A 24,636-nucleotide genomic window follows, 5' to 3' on the forward strand; every position below is an offset into this window, starting at 1 on the left:
CGGGACGGTTCTGTGTTCCGGGTAAACCGTAACGCAAAACCGTCCCGTTGTTCCGCGAAAGATTCTTGTTGCCAAGCCGAACGGAGGGAAAAAGAAAGAAGGCCCGGTCGATGACCGGGCCTTCCTCTATAAGGGGAAGGGGAAAACCGTGAATGTCAGATTACTGAGAGCTGCTCTTCCGGCAGCGCTGCGATAAGGCTCAGCAGGCTGAGGATTTCTGTTTTCAGCTTACCCTGCATGGCAGCCTTGAAGTAGTCCAGGGAGGACCACTGGGAAACCATCACGATCCAGGCGTACCAGACAATGGCCTGGCGCTCCCTTTCAGAAGGACGATAGATCCGGAGCATGGACCGCATCTGTTCCTGGTAATTGAGCAGGGCTTTGTTCAGACGCAGATAAGCGCCTTCAGGCTCCTTCTGCTCTTCGTCATAGTCAAACCCGGCCAGGTTGACAAGCTGGTTGACGATGACTTCCGTACCGGCCAGGTTGAAATCAATGAATCCGGCGAAGTGCTGGTTTTCATCCGTCAGGACATTGTTGAAGTTTTCGTCACCCTGGAACATGCAGCGCGGCAGGTCCCGGTAAACGCCCCGCAGCTTTTCGCGGATTTCCGCATGGCGGAGCACCAGGCTGTCGGCGATCTTGTTCTCATGCTCCTTGCGCAGGAGACTGATCAGCTGGTTGAAGTTGTCTTCCTTTTCATCAACGCCGATGCCGGAATCGAAGGGAGACTGGTCAAACAGGTTGTATGCGCCTGCGGCACCAATCGGGCTGGTATTCCGGTTCTTTTCAGCAAACCGGGCAACGCTGTCCTGTACCTCCCGGGTGAGACGGGCCTTGTCCCTGATATCCTCGTCACCGGCCAGGGGCAGGTCAATATATTCTGTAAGGTAATACTGCATCTGGCGCCAGATGTGCAGGTAACGTCCCCAGGAGTCTTTCAGGAACCGGGGACATTTGATGCCCATGGCGTTATAGCGCTCCACCAGTTTTTCCAGCTCGCCCAGGCGCTTTTCGGTCATGTCCGGGGCGATGCAGTAACGCAGTACCCATTTGTTATCCACGATGAAGTTCAGCCGTACGTCAGCGGGATTTCTTGTGGAATCGATCAGCCGGATTGTTTCGGCTTCCTCGATCCCGAAGGACCGGAGGGCATCCAGGATGTCCGCGCGCTGCGGCACCGGGAGACCTTTGGGGAAGTTTTCGTTTGTCTCAAACATGCTGTTCATAGGGAACCACCCAACCTTCTTCTTCAAATTTCCTTAAGGGCCGGTCTGCATCCGGCGCCTTTTTACATAGCCTTCAGATACCCTTTGCGGTCGTACATCCGCTGGTCCGCCCGCTCAAAAACCCGGCGATAGCTGTGATCCTGCTCCCTGCGGAACACCGCCAGTCCGCTGGCCACTACCGCCAGGCCGGATTTCAGGTTTTCCTCCACTTGGTTTTCAAAGGAGGCAATCAGGTTCTTCCGGTTCTGATAATCTTCACCTTCCAGGATCGCTACGAATTCATCCCCGCCGATCCTGTAAACGGGGCTGTGGGTGAACTGCCTGCAGATCATCCGGCAGGATTCCTTGATATAACGGTCTCCGGCATCATGCCCTTTAGTGTCATTCACCTGCTTGAGCCCGTTGATATCAAAAACCACCACACCGAATTCCCGGATCCTTCCGTCCGCGATCCGCTCGTCCAGTTCCTTCTCGGTTTCCACGTAGGCGTGGGTGTTTTTCACACTGGTCAGGGAATCCGTGTAAGCCAGGTGCCTGGCGGAGCCGAGCGCCTGGCGCTGCAATTCGTTCTTGCGGACCATCTCTTCCAGTTCCCGCCGCCGGTCTTCCTTGATGTTGCCGACCACAAAGGTGTGCAGGATGCAGTTTCCCAGCAGGCAGCCGATGGAATACATCGGGAGCAAAGGTTCAAACACCTGCAGGACAATCATCACGGTCATGACGATCCCGTAAATCACGATGGCCTGGTACCGGCTCCGCACAGCGCTTTCAGCGCTTCCGGAGCGAATATGGACATAGGCGGCGGTGACCAGGAACAGGACGATCTGGAAAGTATAGACCAGATACCGCAGCTTTCCGGCGTGATACTCTCCGGCTTCATCAAACCGGAACAGCAGGGGCATGAAGAGGTTCAGCACCTGCATCAGGGTGATCAGCCCGAGGAATATCCATCCCATGGCCGAAAGCACCGAAACGAACCGGCTTTTCATGTTCAGGTACCGGATCACATACCGGATCCACATGAACACGGACACTGCCATGGCAAAAAAGTAAAGCACCGTATCCGCGAAGACAAGCGTGTTAATGCGCGTGTCATACAGAAGACCCCACAGCGCGTCGCTGAGATAAAACACCATCACACCGAAGATGAACGTCCGATAGGCACTGGCGGCAGGGGAGCCTGCGCGGTAGTGGGCGTTTCGCAGTACATCGTAATTGATGATGATGTGCACCAGCAGGGCCAGGATGGCGGTGCCTGAGTAGTTCATTGACGTCGTTCCTTCGGGTCTTTCTTTCGGGAAACCCGCAGGGCGCTGTTGCACTAACTGATACGGACTTCCTGGTTTGTCAGAAATGGGACTTTAGTTACATGGTTATTACATGTATAACATAAAGCATTTCTAACGTGTCACTATTATATCATAATCAGACATATATAGAAAGAGTTAAATATCTCATTTTTGTAAAATTTTTTTATTAATAAAACCCTGGAAACCTTACAAATCAACGATTCGCAAACGTTTGCACAAAAACGGCGGTGCCTGAAACGGCGCTAAGCCTTGCAAAATCTGGTTTTTTAAAGTTACACGTGGTGATACGTTGTTAACCTATGTAACTAATCTGCGGTAACTATTCGGAGTGACAGCCGGAAATGAGAAAAGAAAATCCCCCGGTCCTTCCGACCGGGGGGAGCGGTTTACTTCTGCTTCCAGCGGATCCACCGGATCCGCCGTTCATTCTCCAGGCTTGTTACCTGAAGGTGATAGCCTTCCAGGTCAAAGCAGGGTTCGGATTCCAGCCCTTCCACCGCCGGGGTACGGTACGGCGCGTCGGAAGCCGGGGCATCCAGCAGGGTTACCACCACGCCGCCGAAGGGAGGCAGGACGTTCTCCATCCCGTTTTCCTCCAGGTAGGTGCGGTAACGCTCATAGTAGTCGCTGCTGCCGGTGCAGTGGATCAGCAGGGGATAGTACAGATAGGGCACCAGCTTCGCCGGCAGGTTATGCCGGGTGTAGCCGTAGTCCAGCAGGGTACCGATGTACATGGCGATGTGGTGTCCGCCGTCCGGATGGAGGATCGCCACCAGGTCGCCGACCCGCAGTTCCGTGGTCCGGTCATCACCGGTCACCTTGGAAGCGGGATAGTTCACATACTCCTTGTACTTGTTGAAATCCAGCAGGTTGGAAATGGAGTCGTGTTCCGCATATCCGGCCTGGGCCATGATCCAGCGGGTGAAGCCGGCACAGTCAAAGCCGTACAGGTACTGCTTGTCGGTCTGGTAATAGTCGGAAGCCTGCTCCGGGGAAGCGATATGCAGGATCCGGCTTTCGTGGCGCCCGCCCCAGAAATAGGGGCAGCCCAACGGATAGCGGGCTTTGATATCCGCGCCGGTATCCTCGTTATAATGAACCAGGAAGGGGTTCCCTTCCTCCAGCATGGAAAGGGCGGCATCCAGCACCCGGTAACGGTCCGCCCGGCAGAAACCGGGGACCAGCATCATCACAGCAAGCAGAACCAGCAGGATTCCCTTAAACTTCTTCACAGTACAGTACCCTCTTCCAAAAACATTCGCAGGGGATTATATCACAGCCGGTCCGGGACTGGAAGCGGTTTTTACGCGGCCTGTTACTTTTTGATCAGATCCCATTGGTTTTTTTACAGCCTGTATGCCGGTGTTCGATTTTGAGATTCCGAAAAATAGGCATGGATATTTTGCGGAAACAGTTATTTATGCAGCTGGGCTGCCGGTGTATACTGATCCTGTAAACAGGGAAACAACGAACGGAGGGCAGATCCATGAACGACAGGAAGATCCGGCATCATTTCGACATGCTGGACGAGATGGAAGAGAAAGAGAACCTGCAGTCCGATCACACGGTCACAAACTATATTAAAATCAGGACATTCAAGCTGCGGTTCGGCGGGAGGGTGATCCTCAAAATTCCCCCGCTCACTCTGATCGCATTCCTGCTGTGGATTATTTGCTATCTGTTCCCGGGTGCTGATACTCTGCTGATCACGGCCAAGTATTTTGTCCTTTCGCTGGCTACTATCGAAATGGTCCTATATCTGGTAAGCGGCCAATATCGTGATGACGATGATGACTGATCATCCTGTCCGGTGTTACGGACAGTGAAAACAGAAAGGCGGTCCGGCTTTGGCCGGACCGCCTGTTGTGTATATAAATCAATTACGGACGATTTTGTGAAAGGTTTTCCTCAGCCCCAGGGGATAGAGAAGCAGAATCGCGACAACCGCGCCCACGCCGGCCTGCAGGATCTCAAAGGGCAGCTTCAGGACAGCGTATTCCGGCGTGGAATAGACATAGGCCCGTCCCAGGGTGTAACCGATGACCATGATCACGGAACCGGCGGTGACCGCAAGGGAAGAGGAGACCACCGGCTTTCCGGCCAGCAGCCTGCGGGAAAGCCAGGACACAGCCATGGCCTGCAGCCCGTGGGTTACCAGTGAAACAAACATGGGGGCCGGGTAGAAGAAGAAATCTCCCAGGAAGGAGCCGACGCCGCCCACCAGAAACGCGGCAACCGGATCCAGCAGGACCGCCGCCGTGTTGATGACCGCGTCACAGAAATAAAGGTGTCCGCCGGGAACGGGAACGCTGAAGATGCTCATGGACATCAGGATGTTCATGCCCATGAAAAGGGCAGTCATCGTCAGCCAGATGATGGAACCCCTGCGGATGGAATGTGTTGCGGCAGTCATGTCATTTACCTCCCTGTACCGATCTTAAACCTATCGGATTGGTGGGAGTATAAACGATAAAGTGGTCATATGAAAAGTACCAGATACAGAGAAAAACATAAGGCCAGATGAAAAAAGCGGATGCCTTTCAGGCATCCGCGGATTGTTCCGCTTCTCAGGCGAACAGGTCGTGCAGTTCTTTCCGAAGCCGCTGGGCTGTTGCGTAGGAGAACATGCCGTCCTTATCCGCCAGGCGGGCCATACAGGCTCCGATTCCGGGATAATCACCGCTCAGGTCGTAGGAGTCCCACAGTTCCAGGATCTTTTTGATGGAGTTTTCATCCTCAATGTCCTCCAGGAAAAGTTCCTCCTGCAGGAAACCGCCGCTTTTCCGTTTCTCGGTCAGGCAGGCGATCCGGGCTTCCCGTTCCGCTTCGGTTTCGGTGATCAGCGGCGCGTCTTTCCGGACAGGTTCCGCGGCGGGAATCTCTTCAGGCTTCACAGCTGCAGCAACGGCTTCTTCTTTGGGTTTTTCTTCGAGTGGGTTTTCATACTCACCGGGCTTATGGAATTTGTTAGCCCGGAAGCATTCGCCGCAGACATAGATGGTTTTTCCGGAGGGCAGGACAGCGGGAACCAGCTCAGGAACCTGAATACCGCACAGACGGCATTCCTTATCCGGTTCGATCCCTGCTTCCGCCTGGGCTGCCTTTTCTTCCTTCTGAATCTTTCTAAGCCGGATGAAATAAAGAATGCCGAGGGCAAATACGATCCCAGCCCAGAGATCATCACGCATCACGAGTGACAAGGCAAAAAGCACAACGATCAGGATGATCGTCCCAATGGTCAGTTTGGTTTTGATCTTATATCCGGTGGGATTCCCGCAGGCAGGGCATTTTGCGGTGCTTGAGGGGATTAACTGCCCGCATTTCGGGCACTTTGTCATGTTCATTATTCCTCTTCCTTTCCGTTTACTGCGGAGGATCGTTCCTCATTACCATGTTTTTACACAAAAAATTATACCATATACATGGTTTCAACGGTATAAAATAGATGTAACAATCATGTAAAATCGCGGGGAAGGGAACGCATCTGTCAGCCGTTGAATAGACGAAGACCCCATAACACAGACCCTTCGGAAACGCGCAAAGAATGGAATAATACCCCTTCGGGGGATAATATGAGGTGACTGATATGAAACACCATGAACACAGATGCGCATTCTTCCTGTTTGCTGCCTGCCTGCTGCTGGCAGGCCTTCTCCTGCTGACCGTAAGCGCGTCAGCCGGCTACATGGAGCTTGACGTTGCGACCGAAGGGAAGGGGGCGACGTTATACACCTCCGCTTCCGGTTCCGGCAAGGCGGGGATCCTGTATAACGGTTTCCGCACAACCAACCTGGAGCTGGAGGATGTCAACGGGCGTTATGAATGCTACCTGACCAGCGACTATTCCGTATGGGTCAATGTTGACAAGGCTATGTCGCTCTGGCCGGAATACGATGAAGCAGGATATGATGAGTGGGAGAAGACCCGGCCTTGCGGTGTTTTCCTGGGGGAGATCACCAAAGACAACACCGCCGTTTACACTACTCCGAAAAACAAGCATGAACGGGTTCGCCATGTAAAGGGGACCTTGGTCATTGTATGCGGGGAGTTCGGCAATGATTACTATGTGGATGGCCCGGCGGAAGGTTTCATTTCGAAAGACGCTGTCAGCAAGGTGAAGGACTTAACGCCGAAACAGGGACGAACCGGCGAGAATATTGTGGATGACGCGTGGAAGGCAACCCTGTATGCTTCCGAGGCTGAGCCGGTATATCCTGCTGCTTCGGCCAGCGGATACAGTGAAAAAGTCGTTTATTCCAACTATAAAGCAAAGAAGGAAGTCACGGTTCTGAAGGAGCTGGGAGACTGGGTACAGCTGGAAGACGGCGAATTTGTTGAAAAGCGTTTCCTGGATCCGGATGCCCCGCATTCCTATCCGACCGCCTGGGTAAAATGCGACGGAAAGCTGGACCGGCTGAACATCCGGAGGGAACCGGATACGGAAAGCAGTTCTGTGGTAAAACTGTGTTCCGGCGTCCCGGTTCATGTGATAAGCCAGACAAAGGACTGGGCTGTGGTCTTTATCACAGGACCAAACGGCGGCGTCATGGAACAGGGATGCGTCATGAAGAAGTACCTGTCCTTTGACGGGAAGAATATTAAGTATGACGGCCGTACAAAGGTACGCCTGAAGCAGGATGACGGTCTCATTCCGGCCGGGACGGAACTGACGGTTATCGGCGTATATGCCTCCTACAGCAGCAATTCGGAAAATGAGGATCGTTTCCTGTGCGAAAAGGAAGACGGCCAGTATATCAATATCAGGGACGGCGGCGAACTGGAACCTGTTGAAAAGGAAACCGGAATCAATGCCACGGTCCGTTCCGCCGTGCGTATGCGCACAGCGCCTAATCCTGACGCCGAAGTGCTCCACCAGGTGAAAGCCAAGGCGAAGGTGGAGGTTCTCCTGCGCGGAGAAATCTGGTCCATTGTGAAATACAAGGATGAGATCGGCTATATGATGAGCCGGTACCTGAGCTTCCCGTAATCGCGGAGGTTTTATGAAGCTGACAGACAGGACAAAAGGGATCCTGGCCGGGGTTCTGTGCTTCATGCTGGTGATTGTCGGAACAGCGGCGTTTTCCTGCTTTTTCGTCGGCGTGGTATGTACGCTTGATTCCGTGTTTAGCGGCGCCGATATGACCACATGGGAAACTGATCCATATATCATGGACGTGGATATAGGGATCATTGCCGTATACCTGTGCGGACTATACTATCTTCTTTCCCTGCCCCTGATCCGGATGAAAAGAAAGAGTATAATCCCGGGGATCACAGCGACGGCGGTTATTGCGGTGCTGTCCTTAACGCTTTGCGTGTTGTGGGGATTGTGGAGCATTTTCATCATCCCGTTTTCGCTGTTGGCGCTGCTGACTGTCAGGAGAAAGTATAAAACGTACTGTATCGGGATAGCCGCTGTATGTATTTCAGCGGCGGTATCCATCGCGGTTTCATATCTGGTGGTATATATCCAGATGCCTGTTTCGCAGGAACTGTATAGTTTTATTATGCCCAGTTGTCCAACCCGGAACTTTTCTCAATTCATGGGATATGCCGTACAGCCTATGATCATTTGCGCTGTGTGCTTTGTCCTGTTTTTTCTCGCAAGGCGAAAGGAAAAGAACACTGAAGATCATACGGATAAGGGGAAAAGTACAAGTGTGAGAAACAAGCTGGGGAGGATCATAGCAGCAACAGCGCTGATTACCATGGCTCTGTTCTATACCATGATCGTGTATGTTCATGAAAATCCGGACAGCACGGAAGTGTACTACAGCGGGATAGATTATTTCAGGAAAGAGTATGCCATAGACAAACTGGAGATTGTCATAGGAACGAACGGAGAAAAAGGCGAGGTTATACGAACCATTGACGATAAAGGACTTATCGATGGGTATCTAAGGACTTTTGCCTGGGAAGACGATAATGACATATGTCATAACGAAGAGACAACCTATCTGTTCCTGGAATACAGCAACGGGGAACTGGTTACCGAAGCGCCATACAAGTCATTCCTTAATTCGCATTACAACAATACTGTATTTCGCTGGTGGCAGTTCTGCCTGATCTACGGTATTCATCCTGTAGTTGCGCCGATCATCTTATGTTTAATGATATATGTCATTGCGGTAATAATACTTAAAGCGCGAAAGAAAAAAACAGGTCCTGTTGAAGAACATCCGGATGGAAACGAAAACACGGGTATGAATAACAGGCTTTGCAGGTGGTTCCTGTTTATGATTTGATCAAGGCTCCGGAGGAGATCTCTTCACGCGCTGCGCTTGGTCGAGATGACATTTGGGAACGAAAAGGACCGTCCATATTGTTCCCCTCCGTTCGGACAGAAAAAACCCCTTCCCGGCTGGGAAGGGGCTTCTTTTTGTCTTTGTTACGGCGCGGTAGTTTCTGTATCGCGGTGCGCCATACTGTACGAGATATACTTTGCCAGGGATTCATCCTGCATCAGAATACGCAGGGCAGAGATAAATGCTTCATCCATCCCGTCAATCTGCCAGAAGGTTTTTGAGATATCAGTGTTCTCTATACGGTTTTTATCACTCATGTCAAACAGGGGACCGTCCGGAGTAAAGGTACGAAATTCAACCAGTGTGGAATCTTCCTGATGAGAGCCAAAGAGGACACGGTACTTTCCTTCATCCAGCTGCTCTGCCAGCTGTTCCGGTGTTGCGGACGGGTTTGCGAGGGAGAGGACGGGAACCATCAAGCCATCAAAAGAAAAATGATTGTCCAGAGTTTTCAGCAGATCCGGCAGGTCATAATTCTCCATCACGAAACCGAGATCAAAGGCATAAAGCATGATGAAGTAAACATGGGCAGGAAGATTTCCAGCAGGGTAATAACAACAGTTTCGGCAGGTGCTCAGCGTGGCGGCACCGCTGCCGTCCGGATGTTCTTCCACCCATATGGCAGCCATTTCTTTTCCGTCTTTTTCTATGCCGGCCGCGAACTGTGCCTGATCGGATCCTTCTGTCGTGATCAGCCGGAGGAAGACGTTAGGAACCAGCTGAACAGGTTCATCATCCAGGTAGATGGAGATTTCCTTCAGGGTGATTTCCCATCCGCGGGTGTATTTTACATCATCGTTTCCGGCAAATGCCATCTGACCGCAGAGCTGGGCCAGGACCAGGATAAAGGCAAGCAGTTTTTTCATTCGTGTGTTCCTCCGGAAGTGTATTTATTGTTTCTATTCACAGGGCATTGTACCATGGAACGGGTCAATATAATTATTCTGAATTGATCCTGGGCCGTCCCACCGTTCGGTCACTTTCTTTTTGGTGTGTTTTGAGTATAATACATCTCAAACATACGAAAAGCAGACGGGGAGGAAATGCCCATGAACAAGACTTCCATCCTGAATGAGACCAAAGAGGAAACATCCCGGGAGAAGACGATCATCAAAACCAGTATCATCGGGATTATCGCCAATGTATTCCTTGCGGGATTCAAGGCGGCGATCGGTCTTCTGTCCAACTCCATTGCCATCACCCTGGACGCGGTGAACAACATCTCCGACGCGGGCAGCTCCCTGATCACCATTGTCGGGGCCAAGCTGGCAGGCAGGGAACCGGACAAGAAGCATCCCTTCGGATACGGCCGGGTCGAATACCTCAGCGCCATGATCATCTCCGTCATCGTGCTGTATGCCGGTATTACCTCCCTGGTGGAATCCGTCAAGCAGATCATCCACCCGGAAACACCGGATTATTCCGTTATTTCCCTGGTCATCGTGGCGGTGGCTGTTGTGGTGAAGTTCTTCCTGGGCCGGTATGTGAAAGCCACCGGCGAGAAGGTGAACTCCGATTCCCTGATCAACTCCGGGGAAGACGCAAGGCTGGATGCCGTGATCTCCGCTTCCACCCTGGTGGCCGCGGTGATCTTCCTGGCCTCAGGCCTGTCGCTGGAAGCCTGGCTGGGCGCCATCATCTCACTGATCATCATCAAGTCCGGCGTGGAAATGCTTAAGGAAACCGTTTCCCGGATCCTGGGCGAGAACAATGATCCGGAACTGGCCAAGGTAATCAAGCAGACGGTGCGCAGCTTCCCGGACGTGCAGGGTGCCTATGACCTGGTGCTGCACAACTACGGCCCGGATGCCTGGAACGGTTCCATCCACATTGAGATTCCGGACACCTATTCCGCTGACAAACTGGATGCCCTGATCCGGGACATCGAGGAAACGGTGTACCGGAAGCACAATGTGATCCTGACCGCCGTGGGCGTCTATTCCATGAACACCAAAGACACTGAAATCTCCGAAACCCGGAAGGCGGTCAGGGATATCGCCATGGCCCATGAATACGTCAAGGGCATGCACGGCTTCTACCTGGACCGGGCAAAGAAGAGCATACGCTTCGATGTGGTCATCAGCTTTGACGCGGAGGACCGGAAAGCCGTCTACACCTCTGTTGTGGAAGACGTACAGAAGGCCTTCCCGGACTATGAACTCCGGATCGCCATGGACCTGGATCTGTCGTAAAAACCTGAGAGAAAGTATAAGAACGGAGTCTGCCAGCCAGCAGGCTCCTTCTTTTTATACCCGTTACTGAATAACGAATTTGATGCCGTTCTTTTCACAGAACTTCTGCGCGTAGGAACCTTCAACCACCTTGCAGACCACTCTGTTGCATTTGGTGAAGGCAGTGGCATCGATATTTGTCACACTGGCAGGAATGATCACTTCCGTCAGAGCGGAGCAGCTTTCGAAAGCACAGATCCCGATCTCCGTGACCCCTTCCGGTATCGTGACGGATTTGAGGGCTTTACAATACTGGAAAGTGAAAGATTCAATCGTCTTCAGGCCGTTCGGAAGGCGGATGCCGGTCATCGCGTAACAGTTTGTGAAAGCATGATTGCCGATGCTTTTGACTGCGTCGGGGATAATAATTTCTTTCACTCTGATGCTGTTCTGGAAGGCAGCTGCCTGGATCGATTCAATGCCTTCGGGTACTTCAAATGATCCTGCATCCACGTCCAGATGATAGCAAACCATGTTTTCCTTTTTGTTGACGAGAAGGCTGCCTCTCATCTCATAGACCGGGTTTTCGGGATCAACCTCCATAGCCTTGAGTTTTGAACACCAGCCGAAGCAGTCACTGCCGATCTCGGTAACGCCAGCGGGGATCCTGAGGGCAGTCAGGCTGGGGGTTCTGAAGAGGGCCTCGGAACCGAGCACTGTTACGCTGTCCGGTATGGAGATTTCCTTCAGGTTGTTCATGTAGCGGAAAGCATATTCTCCGATCGAAGTCACGCTGTTCGGAATAACGATGGAATTCAGCTTTGTGAATTCAAACGCGCCGTTTCCGATTCTTTTGATGCCCCAGAGCACCTCATAGGGTTCGGCTTTTTTGCCCAGATACTGTAAAAGGGTCATTTCCTTCTTGTCGATCAGCATATTGTTGTTGAAGACATAGACGGGATGATCCGGGGAAATGACGAAGGCGGCCAGCTTTTCACAGTTGGGGAACGCCCCTTCTTCAATGGTTGTTACGCTGTCCGGAATGGTGACGGACTTCAGGTTTTTACAGCTCCTGAACGCGTTGCACCTGATGACTGTTACTGTGTCAGGGATGATCACATTGTTCAGGTTGTTGCAGGTGGAAAACGCAAATGATCCGATTGATGTTACTTTATACCCGTCGATTTCCGGGGGGATCGCTTCGTCTTTGATGGTGTTGGCCACTCTTGTGATTTCAATGGTTCCGTCATCCAGCTTCTTGTACGTAAACAGGTTATTATCCGCGGAGGAAACAGAAATGATCCCTACACAGATCAGCATGACAGCCAGTACCATAACCAGGAATTTCTTCATCTGAGTTTTCTCCTTCTTTCGGGCACCTTCTGCATCAATGAATACAGGGCTCCCGAGCTTTCAGTGATATGGTATCATACCTTTCACGAAATTGTTGTAACATTGCTGTAAATTATGTAAACCAAGGCAGGGAAGGGATACAGCCTGCTTGAATCTATCAAATGTACAGGAAAATCAACGCTCAGAGCGATGAAAGGTGAAGGACAGGATGAAGCGGATTGTGACCGGTATGGCGAGAAAGGTCTGTAATATATTCAGGGGAACAGCGAAAGCCAATGAGACAAAATGCGCAAATACGGAGAATGAAAAAACGTCTGACAAACAAGCTGTGATCGACCAGGTCAGGATGGTTTATGAGAAGCTGAAGCAAGGCGGGATAAAAAGTCAAAGGAACTCCCTCCTGCTGCATGAATTTGAATACCAGATTTATCAGCTGGAGCACCTGAAGGATCCCTTTGGCTTTACCAATTCCATCAAAAAGTGTGCGGATTATTACGCGTCCTGGCCTTCCGAAGAACGCACTCCGAATGTGACGGTCAGCGAACTGGAAGAGACGGACAAGATGGTCGAAGCTTTCTGGGAATATTTCTGTATCAGAAGGCATAAAATCCGGAAAACAGATCCCGCGTTTGACCGGCTGTATCGGAATGACGCCAAAGAACTGGAGGTCACCATTGACGCGGCTAAGATCAGCAGTTATAAGGACTACATCGACATGATCCAGATTGAACTGGATTTCCCTTATGATTGTGAAGGTATGATAGACCGGTACCTGGACGGGATCAGGGACCTGGGATGGCTGCCCTTTGAGAGCTATGTGTTCAACATCACAAACAGCAAGGACCTGGAGCGGCGGAACACACCGTTGCTGAAGGAAATCGTTGAAGATTTTGATGAGATCATTATTCCTTTCTGGGACCACGAGGCGACTGACTGTATTGTGGGTGGAGAGAGGAAAGACGTTCGAGTGAATCTGGTGTGAGGAAAAAGGCTGCTATGGCAGCCAAATGAAAACTGAAGACTGAAAACTTAAAACTGAAAAATGGTGGTAGAAACAGTACCTAAAGGTGCCGTTTCTTTGAATTAAAGCATCTTCGACGTAGTAAGGGATTCCTCGACTCACTTCGTGCCCGGGGCTGCCGCCCGTTCTCCACTGAAATAGAGCCACTGGCTCTATTTCCGGGCGTTCCGAACCCCGGAATGACATTTTGGGTGTGTGCCTGCGGTCGAAATGATATATAACAGAAGAGCCCGTCTCACGACGGGCTCTTCCGCTTGAAGAAAGGTTAGGTAGACCCTGGATGTCAATGAAACTGGCAAACGATTAATGATGGATCGTTATGCCGGGAGATTTATAGTCACATACGGTGCAGTAATCATATTCATAGGTGAGCGTTGAAGTCACCCACTGCTTGGAATGCTGTAAGCTATGAGGAACTGCTGTTCTTGTTTTTACTCTTATATGAATTGTTTGGCAGACATTACATACAGTATAGTCATATTTGAGGATTGTATGAGTGGATGAATTGTAGGATTCAATCGTAGTGTTATTAGTGCTGAGATATGCGCCTGGAGCACCGCAGTAGAAGCAGTTGGCGGCAACGCCGATAATAGGCAGCGCAACACAGATGACCAGCAGACAGACAGCGATAAACCGTTTCATGAACAGAACCTCCCTGTTATCATAATCGAATAAGAGGAACGGTCAGCGGAAGGCAGATCGTTCCTTATGTAAGAAAAGAACCTTAACTAAGGATCAACTGAACCGACTCAGTGAGCGCAAGGGCAGGTTTCGCTCAGAACCGTGGTCGTAGTGGTCGTATAGGAATAACCGCAGGTCCTGCAGAGATAGACCTTGATCGTGTCTTTGCAGCTCTGGGTATGGGCGTGATTATAAGGATTGTTAGCGCAATTGGTCCAGCGGGGCCTGGTATAATACGAGGTATAAGTGCTGTGATAGGTCGGAACATGGTAGCTGCACCCGGCTACACAGGTCGCGACGATGGAGCAAACGAGGATCAGTGCAAACAGCAGAGCCAGTAACTTCTTCATAGATTCTACCTCCCACATAAATATGATATTGTTGTCGGCAACGCTGAAAGCATACACGAAACATTTGCCGATTACTACCGCACCTGCATAACTGGTAGGATTATCTGCAAAAACGGTATGGGGATTCATCAAAGAGGGGCGAAACCTGCTCATTTCTTGTGATTTCAGGAAAATGAACGGAAAAGAAAAGAGGCAGCGCACCCAACAACGCTGCCTGCAAAGGAGAGTATGAAGAAACTTCAGCACTAAGTCTCTCACCCTGCCTGTCGGGGATATCATATACGGAACAGGGGAGGAATGCTATATGAAGTGCATAAGTGGCAGGAAAAAGTGCAAAAGTGGCACACAATGAGGTAGGAGGTAGGAAGTAGGAGGTAGGAGGTGTTTTTCGCCTGCGGGCGGGTTAGATCTCCCCGCAACCTCAATCGGCGCACTTACCGCAATCTCAATGGTCGCAACTCCCCACTGGGGAGCTTGCTCTCTTTCGATTGACCTCGTATTATTGAATAGTAGTTTATCAACTCTTCTCCAAGAGCTTGTGCTACACTGCTGGGGATGCTGTGGATTGGTGCGATTGACCTACCGCTAGACGGTTGTGGTGAGGCTCCAACCACAGCCCCCTTGTTTGTTCGTTAATCAGTTAGATACCGCTCGACGGTTTATGTGGAACGAGGTTACGAGTGCAAGAGGTACTGTGGACCCAGCAGCATCAATTAACCAAAGGAGGAATGACCATGGTATACCTTGGAATTGATGTCGCCAAAGACAAGCACGACTGCTACATCGTAAACTCGGATGGAGAAATCCTGGCGAATGTTTTCACCATCCCGAATGACCAGGCCGGCTTCAACCTGCTTCTCCAAAGACTCAAGTCTGTAGCACCGGATCTGAGCAAAGTAAAAGTAGGGCTTGAGGCTACTGGTCATTACAGCTACAACATCCTCGGATTTCTTCTTGACAACGGTCTCCACACCTATGTCATAAATCCGTTGCACGTCAATCTGTTTCGTAAGGCAGCCAACATCCGCAAAACGAAAACTGATCCGATTGATGCGCGTACCATTGCAGAGATGATAATGTCAATGTAGTCCTCACGTCCTACACGGCCAAATCATACCACAATGAAGAACTGAAGTCACTGACAAGATACAGATTCGACAAGGTTCAGGAACGAGCTAAGTTAAAAACGTCTGTTGCCCGACTCGTCAGCATCCTGTTCCCGGAATTGGATAGGCTTGTACCAACACTCCATGTGCATACAGTTTATGCATTATTAGCCGAATTCCCGGGAGCAAGCCAACTTGCATCCTGTCATCTTACTCGGTTAACTCACCTGGTTTCTGAATCCTCCAAAGGTCGTTACAAACGAGACAAAGCCATTCAGATCCGAGAAGCTGCTAGAAACCCATTGGATCGGTAATGTCTGCCAAGTCTATGGAGTTAAAACATACCATTCACCTGATTGAAGTCCTCACTGAGGAAATCAATGAAATCGAAAGTTCAATCAAGCGAATCATGGATGCAGATCCTTCTCCAATCCTCACAATTCCCGGAATAAGCTACCGGATGGGAGCCATGATCCTGGCAGAAATCGGTGACTTTTCTCGTTTCAGTTCACCTGACCAGATCCTGGCTTATGCCGGCCTTTCTCCATCCACATACCAGTCAGGCAAACTGGATAACGCTTATCCTCACATGGAAAAACGGGGCTCTCACTATCTACGCTTTGCCTTGTTCAATGCCACTCGGTTCGTTTGCAACTGGGATCCGACTTTCGCGGCATACCTGGCAAAGAAGCGAGCTGAGGGAAAGCATTACTACGTCGCCATTTCTCATGCGGCAAAGAAACTTGTCAGATTGATTTTCGCGCTAGTCAGGTCCGGCCAGGCATATTCTCCGGCAACCTGATGCTATACCCTTCGGAGCCTGAGCTCTTTGTTCGCTGACGCTCAAGCAGCCGGCGTAGCGAACTTTTGACAAATCGAAGCATTCAAGTGCTACACTCCCTTTTTGCGAGGGCGGCTGTGGCTTTGTTTGCTATACCCTCCATCGCCCTCGCTCGGCCAATTTCAGCACTTGAATGCTGTTTGTCAAAAGCGGCGGTGGATAACGAAATTTTCTTCGATTTCCTCCTTTCAGGGGCTTGACTTTTAATAGTTAGTCTCACCTCTGATGAGATTTCCGCCACTGGCGGTCATCAGAGGTTCGCCCTGGAGCGCATCGCATTGCTTGTTTCGATAAGGAAACGCACACGCACCGCGGACGGGATCCCCGTCCCGCGCACCGCGCGCGTCAGGACTCCACCTCGTTTTCGCTTGTGGCGAATGACCCACTGGGTCACCACTCGGATCATTCCCCGCGCGGCCTGCGGCCTTGGTCGAGATGACATCGGAGGCGGGGATAAAGGGAACGAAAAGGACCGTCCCTATCGTTCCCTTTTGGGCATTTAGCGCTGGCTATTTTTCCAAGGCTGTCCTGTTTCTTTTCTGACAGAATATGTAAAATAACAGCGTACTAAGAAACAAGGAGGTACGCAACAATGTTTGAGTACAGAGTGGAAACCTATTCAGTCAAGAATGCCGAAATTGAGATGAACCGCCTGGCAAGTGAAGGCTGGCGCGTTGTGGCTGTCTGCCCTAATCAGGCGATGGGTTTCGGTGTGATTGTTACCTATGAACGGCAGCGGTAAGGATTGCGCCGTATAAAGGAAAACTGCCGTGATGAGCGGCAGTTTTCCACAAGCGAACCAAGCGGAAAGGAGACCTAAGCAATGCTCTGTCCGTACTGCGGGGAGGAAATGAAGGCGGGCATCCTCAACGGGGATACAAGAACCGGCATTCATTGGAAGGAAGGAACCAAAGGCTCAACAGTCATGGACCGGATCTGCAATATCGGCAATCTGACCGCATTGAAGCATAAATGGAGCATGTGGTTTACCCTGGAAAGCCATTTCTGCCGTAAGTGCAAGAAGATGATCATCGACACGGACGTCACCCGCTGAACGGCTTGACAGAACGTGTTTCCGTGGTAAAACAGTAACGGAATGAAAAAGCAGGGAGGAAAGAACCATGAAGAAAAAATACGGCCTGAATGACAGCGGGATTGTCGGATGTGTTTTCACGCCGATCGGCCTGCTCTTTACGGTGCTGGGGGTTCTTGTCGGAACATTGACGCCTGACAGGGACTGGGATAATCCCATGGGTAAGCAGATCTTCCTCTACGTCATGGGCGGAATCGGTGTGATCTTCCTGCTTGTCGGACTGGTCCTGCTTTACAGGGGCATCCGTCACCGGCGCCTGCTACGCGACGCGTATGAATACGGCAACAAGGTGGACGCGAAGATCCTGGGCCAGAAGACGGACTACAGCAACCGGAACTCCGGAATCTACCGCCGCCTGGAATGCTCCTATACGGATGACAATGGTGTGGTGCATGTGTTCCGCAGCAGCTATCTGCCCACAGACGTTTCCGGCATGCTGAAATCCGACACCGTGCCGCTTTACCTGAACCGGGATTATCCGGACGTGGGATATGTGGATGTGGACGCGATCCTGCCGGAGATCCGGATCCACGGATAAACAAACAAAAAAGCAAGGGGACAGAGTAATCTGTCCCCTTGTTGTTATATCTGTCAGTTTACCAGTAGCAGGGTGGACATGGAAGGCTTCTGCGCTTCTTCCGGAAGCTTCAGCTTTCCGCTTTCCAGCAGCTCCCACAGGCAGCGGTGCAGGAAACGGCCGTCCGCGTAGAAGGTGAACTGCAGCTCGAACTCCTTCGCCCGGCGCATATTCTGCGGGATACTTTCCAGGGCCGCGGCGCTGTAGGCTTTCCGCAGCTTGTCCAGTTCGTCCGCACAGGTGTTCCGGACTTTCTCTTCCAGGTCCAGGAGCTTTTCCCGGACCGCAGGGGTTTTCAGGATAACGATCTGCCAGGTGATCTCAGGTTTTTCGGCGGTTCCGCCGACACGGATGACGCCCTGCTCCGCCAGCCAGGCGTACTCATCCCGGGACAGGGCTTCCGTCTGTGCCCGTTCATACAGCGTCATGATCTTGACAGAGTCGCTCTGGTAGGTCCAGAACTCATGATGCTTCAAGAAATCGGACCAGTCGCTGCCGATCTGCCAGAGGGTGTGCTTTTCGGTGGCGTTCCACATGGGACCGCACCAGTTGTTCATCTGCACATAGCCTTCCGGCGTTACGGGCTCGCCCACAGAAGCGTGGAAGATGTTCTCGCTGCCGTCCGGGCGGATGGTGGCCACTTCCTGGAAAGAGATCGTGTTCTTCGGTTTCACCCGGGAGTTGGCCGCCGCGTACGGCAGCAGGGTCCACATCAGGAAGTTTTTGTCCGCCTTGTATCCGCTTTCAATATCCGGACTCTCCAGGATGCCGCTTTCCGTCAGCTTCGTGAACAGGGCATCCGCGTACAACGCCGCCGCGGCTTTGTAGGCGGTGTCTTCCGCCTTCAGGAGTTCGGTGGTGCGCTCTTCCAGCAGGAAGTTGATCCGGTAGCGGTTCTTCTGCTTTTCCAGGAAACCGTATTCCTCCAGGTACTGCACCTCACCCTCCACAAAAACGGGGGAGACGCCCAGGTCATCCGCGATCTCGTTCACAGTTTTCCATTCATTCCTCACCGCGTAGCAGATATTCTGCGGCAGGACGCTGCGGAAGAAATCGTCCGGGGATTTGTCTCCGGGGCTGCCGTTGATGCCGTATCCCGTGAATTTGATCGGGTTGAATTTCAGGTTGCTTGCCTCTCTCATTTTCTCCATTCCTTTCTTCAGCTCTTTCTTCGCCTCAAACAGGTGCCATTTGACCGTTCCCGCGGAGATCCCGAGCTCCCGGGCAATCTGCTCCTGTTTTTTGTTTTCGAAGTAGTAGGCCACAACGATCTGCCTTTGCTGGGCGGTGAGATAGGCAATCTCCTGCCGGAGACGCTTTACGGCCTCCTCGTTTTCCTCTTCCGCTTCCGGACAGGCCAGGAGCTCCTCCATCTCCTCCACAGGGATGCCGATGACGTTCTTCGGCACGCTCCGGTAGTAATTGCACAGGGCGTTATGCGCCACTGTCCAGATGAACTTGCCGGCGTCCTCCACGTCATCCCGCGCAAGCAGCGCCCGGTAGGCCTTCAGGACGATCTCCTGGGACAGGTCTTCCGCGTCCTCGCTGCTTTTGCATCTCCTGAGCGCGAAACCAAGAACCGGTTTCAGGTACCCTTCCAGGACGCGCTCTGCTTCCTCTTTCCTCACAAAGGCCATTCCTTTCCCGTTGTGGTTTCGTTGCCGTGTTTGAAAGCTTTCACCCATAAAGACATGGGAACTGAAAAAAGGTTGGGGAATCTTTTCAAATAAAAAAATACACTATCTATCGGGGATGTTCAAGGGAAGAATGCGCCTGCCGGGTTGACAGAAAACAGATCAGCGGATAAAACAGTAGAGGATCCCCCAAAGAAAGCAGAACACACGGAGGAGAAACCCATGATTAAATTCAGTGAGATGCCCTATCAGCGGCCGGATGTGGAAGGGATGAAGGAAACCCTGAAAAACGCGGCGGAAAAGGCCGCGCAGGCGAAAACCTACCAGGAAGTCCGGGACGCATATTTTGAGGTGCAGGAGAAGAGCATACAGGCTTCCACCCTGTATTCCATTGCCCATGTACGGAATACCATGGATACCACAGATGAATATTACGACGGTGAGCTGAAGTGGCTGCGGGAACAGCTGGCCATGCTGACTCCCCTGGAAGTCGCCTGGCAGAAGGCCCTGACCACGTCCCCCTTCCGAAAGGACTTTGAGGCGGAGTTCGGCAAGCAGCTTTTCCGCATGCTGGATGCCGACCTGCTGACCGAGGATGAGCGGATCATCCCGGAAATGATCCGGGAAGGCGAACTGTGCCAGGAATACAGCAAGACCGCCGCACAGGCCAAGACGGATTTCCGGGGCGAGGAGTGCAACTTCTACGGCCTGCTCAAGCACATGGAAAGCACGGACCGGCAGGAGCGGAAGGAAGCCTTCGAAGCCTGGGCGAAGCTGTATGAAAAGATCAGCCCGGAACTGGACAGGCAGTATACGGAACTGGTGGAGCTCCGGGATGCCAAGGCCAAAAAGATGGGCTTCAAAACCTATACCGAAATGGCTTACATCTCCCGCAACCGCTTTGACTATACCCGGGAGGATGCCGCCAGGTTCCGGGAGCAGATCCGGACCGTTGTGACGCCCGCTGTGGCCGCCATCCGGGAACGCCAGAAAAAGCACCTTGGCATCGACAAGATCCGTTTTTACGATGAACAGCTGAAATTCCCGGAAGGCAACGCCCTGCCCATCGGCACCACGGAGGAACTGGTGGATAAGGCCCAGAAGATGTACCGGGAAATGAGCAAAGAGACCGGCGAGTTCTTTGATTTCATGAAGGAATACCAGCTCTTTGACCTGGAGACCCGGCCGGGCAAACACCTGGGCGGATACATGACCCGCTTTGCCTCCTACAAGGCCCCCTTCATCTTCTCCAACTTCAACGGCACCGCCGCGGACGTGGATGTGCTGACCCATGAAGCCGGCCATGCCTTCCAGGGCTACCTGGCCATGCGCAGCATCCCGATCAGCGCCCTGACCGGCTCCACCTCGGAGATCAACGAGATCCACTCCATGTCCATGGAACATTTTGCCTATCCCTGGATGAACCTGTTCTTCGGCGACAGGGCGGACGAGTACCGCACCGCCCACCTGCTGGAAGCCCTGTGCTCGATCCCGTACCTGGTGAGCGTGGACGAGTTCCAGCATGAAGTATACGAAAAGCCCGGCATGACCCCCATGGAGCGCCGCAAAGTCTGGCGGGAGATCGAGAAGAAATACATGCCCTGGCGGGACTATGACGGAAACGAATTCCTGGAAGAGGGTGGCTTTTGGATGCAGAAGCAGCACATCTTCCTCTATCCCTTCTACTATATCGAATACGCCCTGTCCCAGATCTGCGCCTTCCAGTACTACGGCCGTATGAAGGAAGACCCGAAGGCCGCCTGGGAAGACTACCTGCGCCTGTGCCGCGCCGGCGGAACCAAGGGCTATTTTGAGCTCCTGGAGACCGGCAACCTCCTGAACCCCTTCAAGGACGGCACCGTGGAAAAGGCCACCGCCCATGTGATCGAGGAGCTCAAACAAAAATACTAAAAACAACAAAACAAAACGAAAGCATACGCGGCCGCGTATGCTTTTTTCATGCAATCTTGTGTTTTCATCCAAAACAGGGCATAATGGGGCGAAAACAATTCAGGGAGGACAGGCAGATGAATGAAGCAAAGAAGCAGTTTATCGAACTCCTTGCCGAATCCGGCGCGGTCCTTTTCGGCGACTTTACCGCCAAGAGCGGCCGCAAGACCCCGTATTTCATCAACACAGGCAAACTGACGTACGGCGACCAGCTGGACATGGTCGGCAGGATGTACGCCCAAACCTACGTGGAGAACATCGGGAAGGAACCCCGGATCCTCTTCGGACCCGCCTACAAGGGGATTCCCCTGATCGCCATCACTGCCGCGGCCCTTTACAGCCAGTACGGCATCAAAGCCCCTGTGTGCTTTAACCGCAAGGAAAAGAAAGACCACGGCGAAGGCGGCGCCCTCGTGGGCCAAATCCCGGAAGCAAACGACAAAATCGTGATCATCGAGGATGTCATCACCGCCGGCACTGCCGTCCGGGAGACTATGGACCTGCTCAAAGGCCTCGGCAGGGGCAAACCCGAAGCCATCATCATCGCCGTGGACCGCATGGAACGGGGCCAGGGAACCAAACCCGCCCTGCAGGAACTGGGAGAGGAATTCGACCTCAAGGTCTATCCCATCGTCACGATCAAAGAAGTGGTGGACCATCTCCACACCACCGAGATAAACGGCAGAAAGTACATCGACGATGCCCTCTACGAAAGAATCCTGGACTACTGGAAACAGTACGGAGCGTGATACGATGCTGACCGCAAGAATGATCATCCGGTTCCATGACAAAACAGACCCGAAGGATCCCGATAAAAAGATCCGCTGGGCCAAGCCCATGGACCATAAATGCCCGTACCGCCCCGAATTCAACCTGGGCGGATACCTGTCATCCGGATGGATCATCACGGACGAAGACGAACTCCAAAGCGAAACAGACTACGAAGTCATGGTATCATTCCCCTTAATCATCCCCGAAGCCTGGGAAACAGTCCAGAACATAATCCACACCGGCATGAAAAGCACCATCCAGAAAGCCAGCCGGATCCTGGGCGAATTCACCCTGCTGGAATACGAATACACACCATAAAACAACACAACAAAAACAACCAGAAACAACCAAATACAAAACAACCCAAAGCAACAAAAACAAACCAAACAAACGAACTGCCTGGATCAGAAGATTCCAGGCAGTTCTGTTATGCTGTCAATAATATAATCCGCTCCGGCAGCCTCCAGCGCAGCCCTGCCGGAGTTTCCGTAAGTCACCCCGCAGGTTTTCGCCCCGGCCCGTTTGCCCATCTCAATATCCACCGGCATATCACCGACCACCAGTGCTTCCGAAGGCAGAAAGGAAAGATCCTCCAGCGTCTTCAGCACCGGTTCCGGATTCGGCTTCAGAAGCGGCGTATCCTCCTGGCAGAGCACATACGGGAAATACCTGTCCCAGTCCCACAGGCGCAGGAAATCATGCAAAGACCGGGTATTCCGCGCCGTGGCAATCGTCCGCGCGATTCCTTTCTCCGTAAGCCAGGCAAGCACCTGGTCCGCTCCCGGAAAACGCACCGGAGGATCCTTTTTGATGATCTCCTCAAAGAACTTCCGGTACCCGACCACGCAGGCATCCAGCTGTTCATCCGAAAGGGAAGGATACACCTTTGCAAACCCGGCCTTGGAAGACAGCCCGATGGTGGAAACATACGCCTCATCCGATGCAACAGGCAGGCCCATCATCAAAGAAGTTTCCTGCTTTGCCTTCACAATCGCCGCCCTGGTATTTGCCAGCGTCCCGTCAAAATCAAAGATCACAATCCTGGTATCCATACACCCTCCCCAAGGAACATAATACCCAAGGATATTACTATATCACGCAGAAAGTGGCAACAGGGGAGTCAATATAGTCATTTGGGAGTTCAATATAGTCATTAGAAGGCAAAATGACTATGTTAAGCAACCATATGCGGTTCTTTCAGTTTTTTTCTCATTTTATTGAAGCACAATACGTTGAAATGGTATAATACACATATTAGTGGCATATCAATATATTATATATCGATTATGTGGTAATACTCATAATACATGAGGAGGAGAATATGCCATACGATCTTTCGAAACCACTTGTAATTGGTATTTCCTCGAGGGCACTTTTTGATCTTGAAGAAGAAAACAAGATATTTGAAGAAGAGGGGCTGGAGGCTTATATCAAATATCAGATTAATAATGAACTGAAAGTGTTGCAACCTGGAGCGGGATTTGAGCTGGTTAAAGCTTTCTTGAGATTAAACGATCTTAAGCCAGATAGTAGGCTTGTGGAAGTGATTATTATGTCTCGAAATAGTCCCGATACAAGCCTGCGCATTTTCAATTCTATTGAGAAATATGGCCTGGATATAACTCGTGCTGCGTTAACTGGAGGAGCGTCTGCAGCACCGTACTTGCAATCATTTTATACGGATCTGTTTCTGTCTGCCAATATCGAAGACGTTCAAGACGCAATTAACAATGATGTGGCGGCTGGTTTACTGTTGACCAATTCTGCTCATCCAGAAAAGAAAAACAAAGTGGATCAGATACGAATTGCGTTCGATGGCGATGCTGTTTTGTTTGGAGCAGAAGCCGAAAGAATATATCAACATGCCGGAATAGAAGCATTTAAGGAGCATGAACGTAGTCATGCAAACGAGCCTCTTTCAAAAGGCCCATTTGCTAATTTTCTAACAGCATTGTCAAATATACAGTCTATGTTCCCCGATCGTGAGGATGCTCTTATTCGTACGGCACTGGTCACTTCAAGGAATGCTCCCGCTCATGAACGTGCTATAAAAACACTACGAGCATGGAACGTTCGAATCGATGAAGCCTTTTTTCTGGGCGGTGTTTCAAAGAAGGAAATCTTGGATAAATTTGGAGCACATATTTTCTTTGATGATCAACACGCACACACAGATCCTGCTGCAGAGGTTGTAGCATCTGCAGTTGTTCCATACCGTGAAGGAGATAATCCATTAGAATAAAA

23 protein-coding genes and 1 pseudogene are annotated in these 24,636 nt (G+C 51.6%); 13 read left to right on the top strand and 11 right to left on the bottom strand.

Annotated features, from left to right (window positions below):
- Window positions 1-155: 155 nt before the first annotated feature.
- From JYE50_RS01860 to JYE50_RS01870, 3 genes are all read right to left on the bottom strand, one after another.
- Window positions 156-1,229, bottom strand: a complete 1,074-nt coding sequence (locus JYE50_RS01860) for a phosphotransferase (RefSeq protein ID WP_084096508.1) — start codon at window positions 1,227-1,229, stop codon at window positions 156-158.
- 62 nt (window positions 1,230-1,291) lie between these two features.
- Window positions 1,292-2,497: a GGDEF domain-containing protein gene (locus JYE50_RS01865; RefSeq protein ID WP_084096507.1), complete on the bottom strand. Its 1,206-nt coding sequence runs from the start codon at window positions 2,495-2,497 to the stop codon at window positions 1,292-1,294.
- A 428-nt stretch (window positions 2,498-2,925) separates the two neighbouring features.
- Complete coding sequence (locus JYE50_RS01870) at window positions 2,926-3,771, bottom strand: NlpC/P60 family protein (RefSeq protein ID WP_084096506.1); 846 nt, start codon at window positions 3,769-3,771, stop codon at window positions 2,926-2,928.
- A 254-nt stretch (window positions 3,772-4,025) separates the two neighbouring features.
- Here JYE50_RS01870 and JYE50_RS01875 point away from each other — a divergent pair, with 254 nt between their 5' ends.
- Window positions 4,026-4,337, top strand: coding sequence for a hypothetical protein (locus JYE50_RS01875; protein WP_084096505.1), 312 nt, complete (start codon window positions 4,026-4,028; stop codon window positions 4,335-4,337).
- A 78-nt stretch (window positions 4,338-4,415) separates the two neighbouring features.
- Here the strand turns inward: JYE50_RS01875 and JYE50_RS01880 are convergent, their stop codons facing one another.
- Entirely contained in the window at window positions 4,416-4,952 is a 537-nt protein-coding gene (locus JYE50_RS01880) for an ECF transporter S component (RefSeq protein WP_084096504.1), read from the bottom strand.
- A 154-nt stretch (window positions 4,953-5,106) separates the two neighbouring features.
- The gene (locus JYE50_RS01885) at window positions 5,107-5,883 is read right to left on the bottom strand and encodes a hypothetical protein (RefSeq protein WP_084096503.1); all 777 of its coding nucleotides are present in this window, start codon (window positions 5,881-5,883) and stop codon (window positions 5,107-5,109) included.
- 242 nt (window positions 5,884-6,125) lie between these two features.
- Between JYE50_RS01885 and JYE50_RS01890 the strand changes: the two genes are divergently transcribed.
- Together JYE50_RS01890 and JYE50_RS01895 are read left to right on the top strand one after the other, a co-directional pair.
- Window positions 6,126-7,526, top strand: coding sequence for an SH3 domain-containing protein (locus JYE50_RS01890; protein WP_084096502.1), 1,401 nt, complete (start codon window positions 6,126-6,128; stop codon window positions 7,524-7,526).
- A 13-nt stretch (window positions 7,527-7,539) separates the two neighbouring features.
- Window positions 7,540-8,784 carry a hypothetical protein gene (locus JYE50_RS01895; RefSeq protein WP_084096501.1) on the top strand — a complete coding sequence of 415 codons (1,245 nt, stop codon included), beginning with the start codon at window positions 7,540-7,542 and terminating at the stop codon, window positions 8,782-8,784.
- Between the two features lie 143 nt (window positions 8,785-8,927).
- Here the strand turns inward: JYE50_RS01895 and JYE50_RS01900 are convergent, their stop codons facing one another.
- Window positions 8,928-9,710 carry a hypothetical protein gene (locus JYE50_RS01900; RefSeq protein ID WP_084096500.1) on the bottom strand — a complete coding sequence of 261 codons (783 nt, stop codon included), beginning with the start codon at window positions 9,708-9,710 and terminating at the stop codon, window positions 8,928-8,930.
- Between the two features lie 183 nt (window positions 9,711-9,893).
- On the opposite strand from JYE50_RS01900, the gene JYE50_RS01905 reads away from it, so the two are divergent.
- Window positions 9,894-11,036, top strand: a complete 1,143-nt coding sequence (locus tag JYE50_RS01905; protein ID WP_084096499.1) for a cation diffusion facilitator family transporter — start codon at window positions 9,894-9,896, stop codon at window positions 11,034-11,036.
- A gap of 63 nt (window positions 11,037-11,099) precedes the next feature.
- Here the strand turns inward: JYE50_RS01905 and JYE50_RS01910 are convergent, their stop codons facing one another.
- A complete protein-coding gene (locus JYE50_RS01910; protein WP_084096498.1) occupies window positions 11,100-12,368 on the bottom strand; it encodes a leucine-rich repeat domain-containing protein in 1,269 nt (422 codons plus the stop codon).
- Between the two features lie 208 nt (window positions 12,369-12,576).
- On the opposite strand from JYE50_RS01910, the gene JYE50_RS01915 reads away from it, so the two are divergent.
- The gene (locus JYE50_RS01915; RefSeq protein WP_084096497.1) at window positions 12,577-13,350 is read left to right on the top strand and encodes a hypothetical protein; all 774 of its coding nucleotides are present in this window, start codon (window positions 12,577-12,579) and stop codon (window positions 13,348-13,350) included.
- A gap of 342 nt (window positions 13,351-13,692) precedes the next feature.
- Here JYE50_RS01915 and JYE50_RS01920 read toward each other — a convergent pair whose 3' ends face one another.
- Together JYE50_RS01920 and JYE50_RS01925 are read right to left on the bottom strand one after the other, a co-directional pair.
- A complete protein-coding gene (locus JYE50_RS01920) occupies window positions 13,693-14,031 on the bottom strand; it encodes a hypothetical protein (RefSeq protein ID WP_143763664.1) in 339 nt (112 codons plus the stop codon).
- Between the two features lie 107 nt (window positions 14,032-14,138).
- A complete protein-coding gene (locus JYE50_RS01925; protein ID WP_084096496.1) occupies window positions 14,139-14,420 on the bottom strand; it encodes a hypothetical protein in 282 nt (93 codons plus the stop codon).
- Between the two features lie 734 nt (window positions 14,421-15,154).
- On the opposite strand from JYE50_RS01925, the pseudogene JYE50_RS01930 reads away from it, so the two are divergent.
- From JYE50_RS01930 to JYE50_RS01945, 4 genes and pseudogenes are all read left to right on the top strand, one after another.
- Window positions 15,155-16,328: pseudogene (locus JYE50_RS01930) on the top strand (IS110 family RNA-guided transposase).
- Window positions 16,329-16,959: 631 nt separating this feature from the next.
- Window positions 16,960-17,109 carry a DUF4177 domain-containing protein gene (locus tag JYE50_RS01935; RefSeq protein WP_179138148.1) on the top strand — a complete coding sequence of 50 codons (150 nt, stop codon included), beginning with the start codon at window positions 16,960-16,962 and terminating at the stop codon, window positions 17,107-17,109.
- An 81-nt stretch (window positions 17,110-17,190) separates the two neighbouring features.
- Complete coding sequence (locus tag JYE50_RS01940; protein ID WP_084093968.1) at window positions 17,191-17,421, top strand: PF20097 family protein; 231 nt, start codon at window positions 17,191-17,193, stop codon at window positions 17,419-17,421.
- A 67-nt stretch (window positions 17,422-17,488) separates the two neighbouring features.
- The gene (locus JYE50_RS01945) at window positions 17,489-17,998 is read left to right on the top strand and encodes a hypothetical protein (RefSeq protein WP_084093969.1); all 510 of its coding nucleotides are present in this window, start codon (window positions 17,489-17,491) and stop codon (window positions 17,996-17,998) included.
- A 53-nt stretch (window positions 17,999-18,051) separates the two neighbouring features.
- Here the strand turns inward: JYE50_RS01945 and JYE50_RS01950 are convergent, their stop codons facing one another.
- The gene (locus JYE50_RS01950; RefSeq protein WP_179138149.1) at window positions 18,052-19,665 is read right to left on the bottom strand and encodes a sigma-70 family RNA polymerase sigma factor; all 1,614 of its coding nucleotides are present in this window, start codon (window positions 19,663-19,665) and stop codon (window positions 18,052-18,054) included.
- Window positions 19,666-19,893: 228 nt separating this feature from the next.
- On the opposite strand from JYE50_RS01950, the gene JYE50_RS01955 reads away from it, so the two are divergent.
- The 3 genes from JYE50_RS01955 (at window position 19,894) to JYE50_RS01965 (ending at window position 22,710) form a co-directional block, all read left to right on the top strand.
- Window positions 19,894-21,582 carry a M3 family oligoendopeptidase gene (locus tag JYE50_RS01955; RefSeq protein ID WP_084093973.1) on the top strand — a complete coding sequence of 563 codons (1,689 nt, stop codon included), beginning with the start codon at window positions 19,894-19,896 and terminating at the stop codon, window positions 21,580-21,582.
- A 116-nt stretch (window positions 21,583-21,698) separates the two neighbouring features.
- Window positions 21,699-22,370, top strand: a complete 672-nt coding sequence (pyrE, locus tag JYE50_RS01960) for an orotate phosphoribosyltransferase (RefSeq protein ID WP_084093975.1) — start codon at window positions 21,699-21,701, stop codon at window positions 22,368-22,370.
- Between the two features lie 4 nt (window positions 22,371-22,374).
- Complete coding sequence (locus tag JYE50_RS01965; RefSeq protein ID WP_084093977.1) at window positions 22,375-22,710, top strand: hypothetical protein; 336 nt, start codon at window positions 22,375-22,377, stop codon at window positions 22,708-22,710.
- 86 nt (window positions 22,711-22,796) lie between these two features.
- Here JYE50_RS01965 and JYE50_RS01970 read toward each other — a convergent pair whose 3' ends face one another.
- Window positions 22,797-23,444 carry an HAD family hydrolase gene (locus tag JYE50_RS01970; protein WP_084093979.1) on the bottom strand — a complete coding sequence of 216 codons (648 nt, stop codon included), beginning with the start codon at window positions 23,442-23,444 and terminating at the stop codon, window positions 22,797-22,799.
- 269 nt (window positions 23,445-23,713) lie between these two features.
- Between JYE50_RS01970 and JYE50_RS01975 the strand changes: the two genes are divergently transcribed.
- Window positions 23,714-24,634 carry a 5'-nucleotidase gene (locus JYE50_RS01975; RefSeq protein WP_084093982.1) on the top strand — a complete coding sequence of 307 codons (921 nt, stop codon included), beginning with the start codon at window positions 23,714-23,716 and terminating at the stop codon, window positions 24,632-24,634.
- The last annotated feature ends 2 nt before the right edge of the window (window positions 24,635-24,636 follow it).

Source organism: Aristaeella lactis (assembly GCF_018118585.1).
GTDB lineage: Bacteria > Bacillota > Clostridia > Christensenellales > Aristaeellaceae > Aristaeella > Aristaeella lactis.

Excerpts from the sequence above, each read along its gene's own strand:
- JYE50_RS01965 (WP_084093977.1), top strand. The coding sequence starts at position 22,375 with ATGCTGACCGCAAGAATGATCATCCGGTTCCATGACAAAACAGACCCG.
- pyrE (WP_084093975.1), top strand. The coding sequence starts at position 21,699 with ATGAATGAAGCAAAGAAGCAGTTTATCGAACTCCTTGCCGAATCCGGC.
- JYE50_RS01895 (WP_084096501.1), top strand. The coding sequence starts at position 7,540 with ATGAAGCTGACAGACAGGACAAAAGGGATCCTGGCCGGGGTTCTGTGC.
- JYE50_RS01905 (WP_084096499.1), top strand. The coding sequence starts at position 9,894 with ATGAACAAGACTTCCATCCTGAATGAGACCAAAGAGGAAACATCCCGG.
- JYE50_RS01940 (WP_084093968.1), top strand. The coding sequence starts at position 17,191 with ATGCTCTGTCCGTACTGCGGGGAGGAAATGAAGGCGGGCATCCTCAAC.
- JYE50_RS01975 (WP_084093982.1), top strand. The coding sequence starts at position 23,714 with ATGCCATACGATCTTTCGAAACCACTTGTAATTGGTATTTCCTCGAGG.
- JYE50_RS01875 (WP_084096505.1), top strand. The coding sequence starts at position 4,026 with ATGAACGACAGGAAGATCCGGCATCATTTCGACATGCTGGACGAGATG.
- JYE50_RS01910 (WP_084096498.1), bottom strand. The coding sequence starts at position 12,368 with ATGAAGAAATTCCTGGTTATGGTACTGGCTGTCATGCTGATCTGTGTA.
- JYE50_RS01915 (WP_084096497.1), top strand. The coding sequence starts at position 12,577 with ATGAAGCGGATTGTGACCGGTATGGCGAGAAAGGTCTGTAATATATTC.
- JYE50_RS01900 (WP_084096500.1), bottom strand. The coding sequence starts at position 9,710 with ATGAAAAAACTGCTTGCCTTTATCCTGGTCCTGGCCCAGCTCTGCGGT.
- JYE50_RS01880 (WP_084096504.1), bottom strand. The coding sequence starts at position 4,952 with ATGACTGCCGCAACACATTCCATCCGCAGGGGTTCCATCATCTGGCTG.
- JYE50_RS01925 (WP_084096496.1), bottom strand. The coding sequence starts at position 14,420 with ATGAAGAAGTTACTGGCTCTGCTGTTTGCACTGATCCTCGTTTGCTCC.
- JYE50_RS01935 (WP_179138148.1), top strand. The coding sequence starts at position 16,960 with ATGTTTGAGTACAGAGTGGAAACCTATTCAGTCAAGAATGCCGAAATT.
- JYE50_RS01885 (WP_084096503.1), bottom strand. The coding sequence starts at position 5,883 with ATGAACATGACAAAGTGCCCGAAATGCGGGCAGTTAATCCCCTCAAGC.
- JYE50_RS01890 (WP_084096502.1), top strand. The coding sequence starts at position 6,126 with ATGAAACACCATGAACACAGATGCGCATTCTTCCTGTTTGCTGCCTGC.
- JYE50_RS01945 (WP_084093969.1), top strand. The coding sequence starts at position 17,489 with ATGAAGAAAAAATACGGCCTGAATGACAGCGGGATTGTCGGATGTGTT.
- JYE50_RS01865 (WP_084096507.1), bottom strand. The coding sequence starts at position 2,497 with ATGAACTACTCAGGCACCGCCATCCTGGCCCTGCTGGTGCACATCATC.
- JYE50_RS01920 (WP_143763664.1), bottom strand. The coding sequence starts at position 14,031 with ATGAAACGGTTTATCGCTGTCTGTCTGCTGGTCATCTGTGTTGCGCTG.
- JYE50_RS01970 (WP_084093979.1), bottom strand. The coding sequence starts at position 23,444 with ATGGATACCAGGATTGTGATCTTTGATTTTGACGGGACGCTGGCAAAT.
- JYE50_RS01955 (WP_084093973.1), top strand. The coding sequence starts at position 19,894 with ATGATTAAATTCAGTGAGATGCCCTATCAGCGGCCGGATGTGGAAGGG.
- JYE50_RS01860 (WP_084096508.1), bottom strand. The coding sequence starts at position 1,229 with ATGAACAGCATGTTTGAGACAAACGAAAACTTCCCCAAAGGTCTCCCG.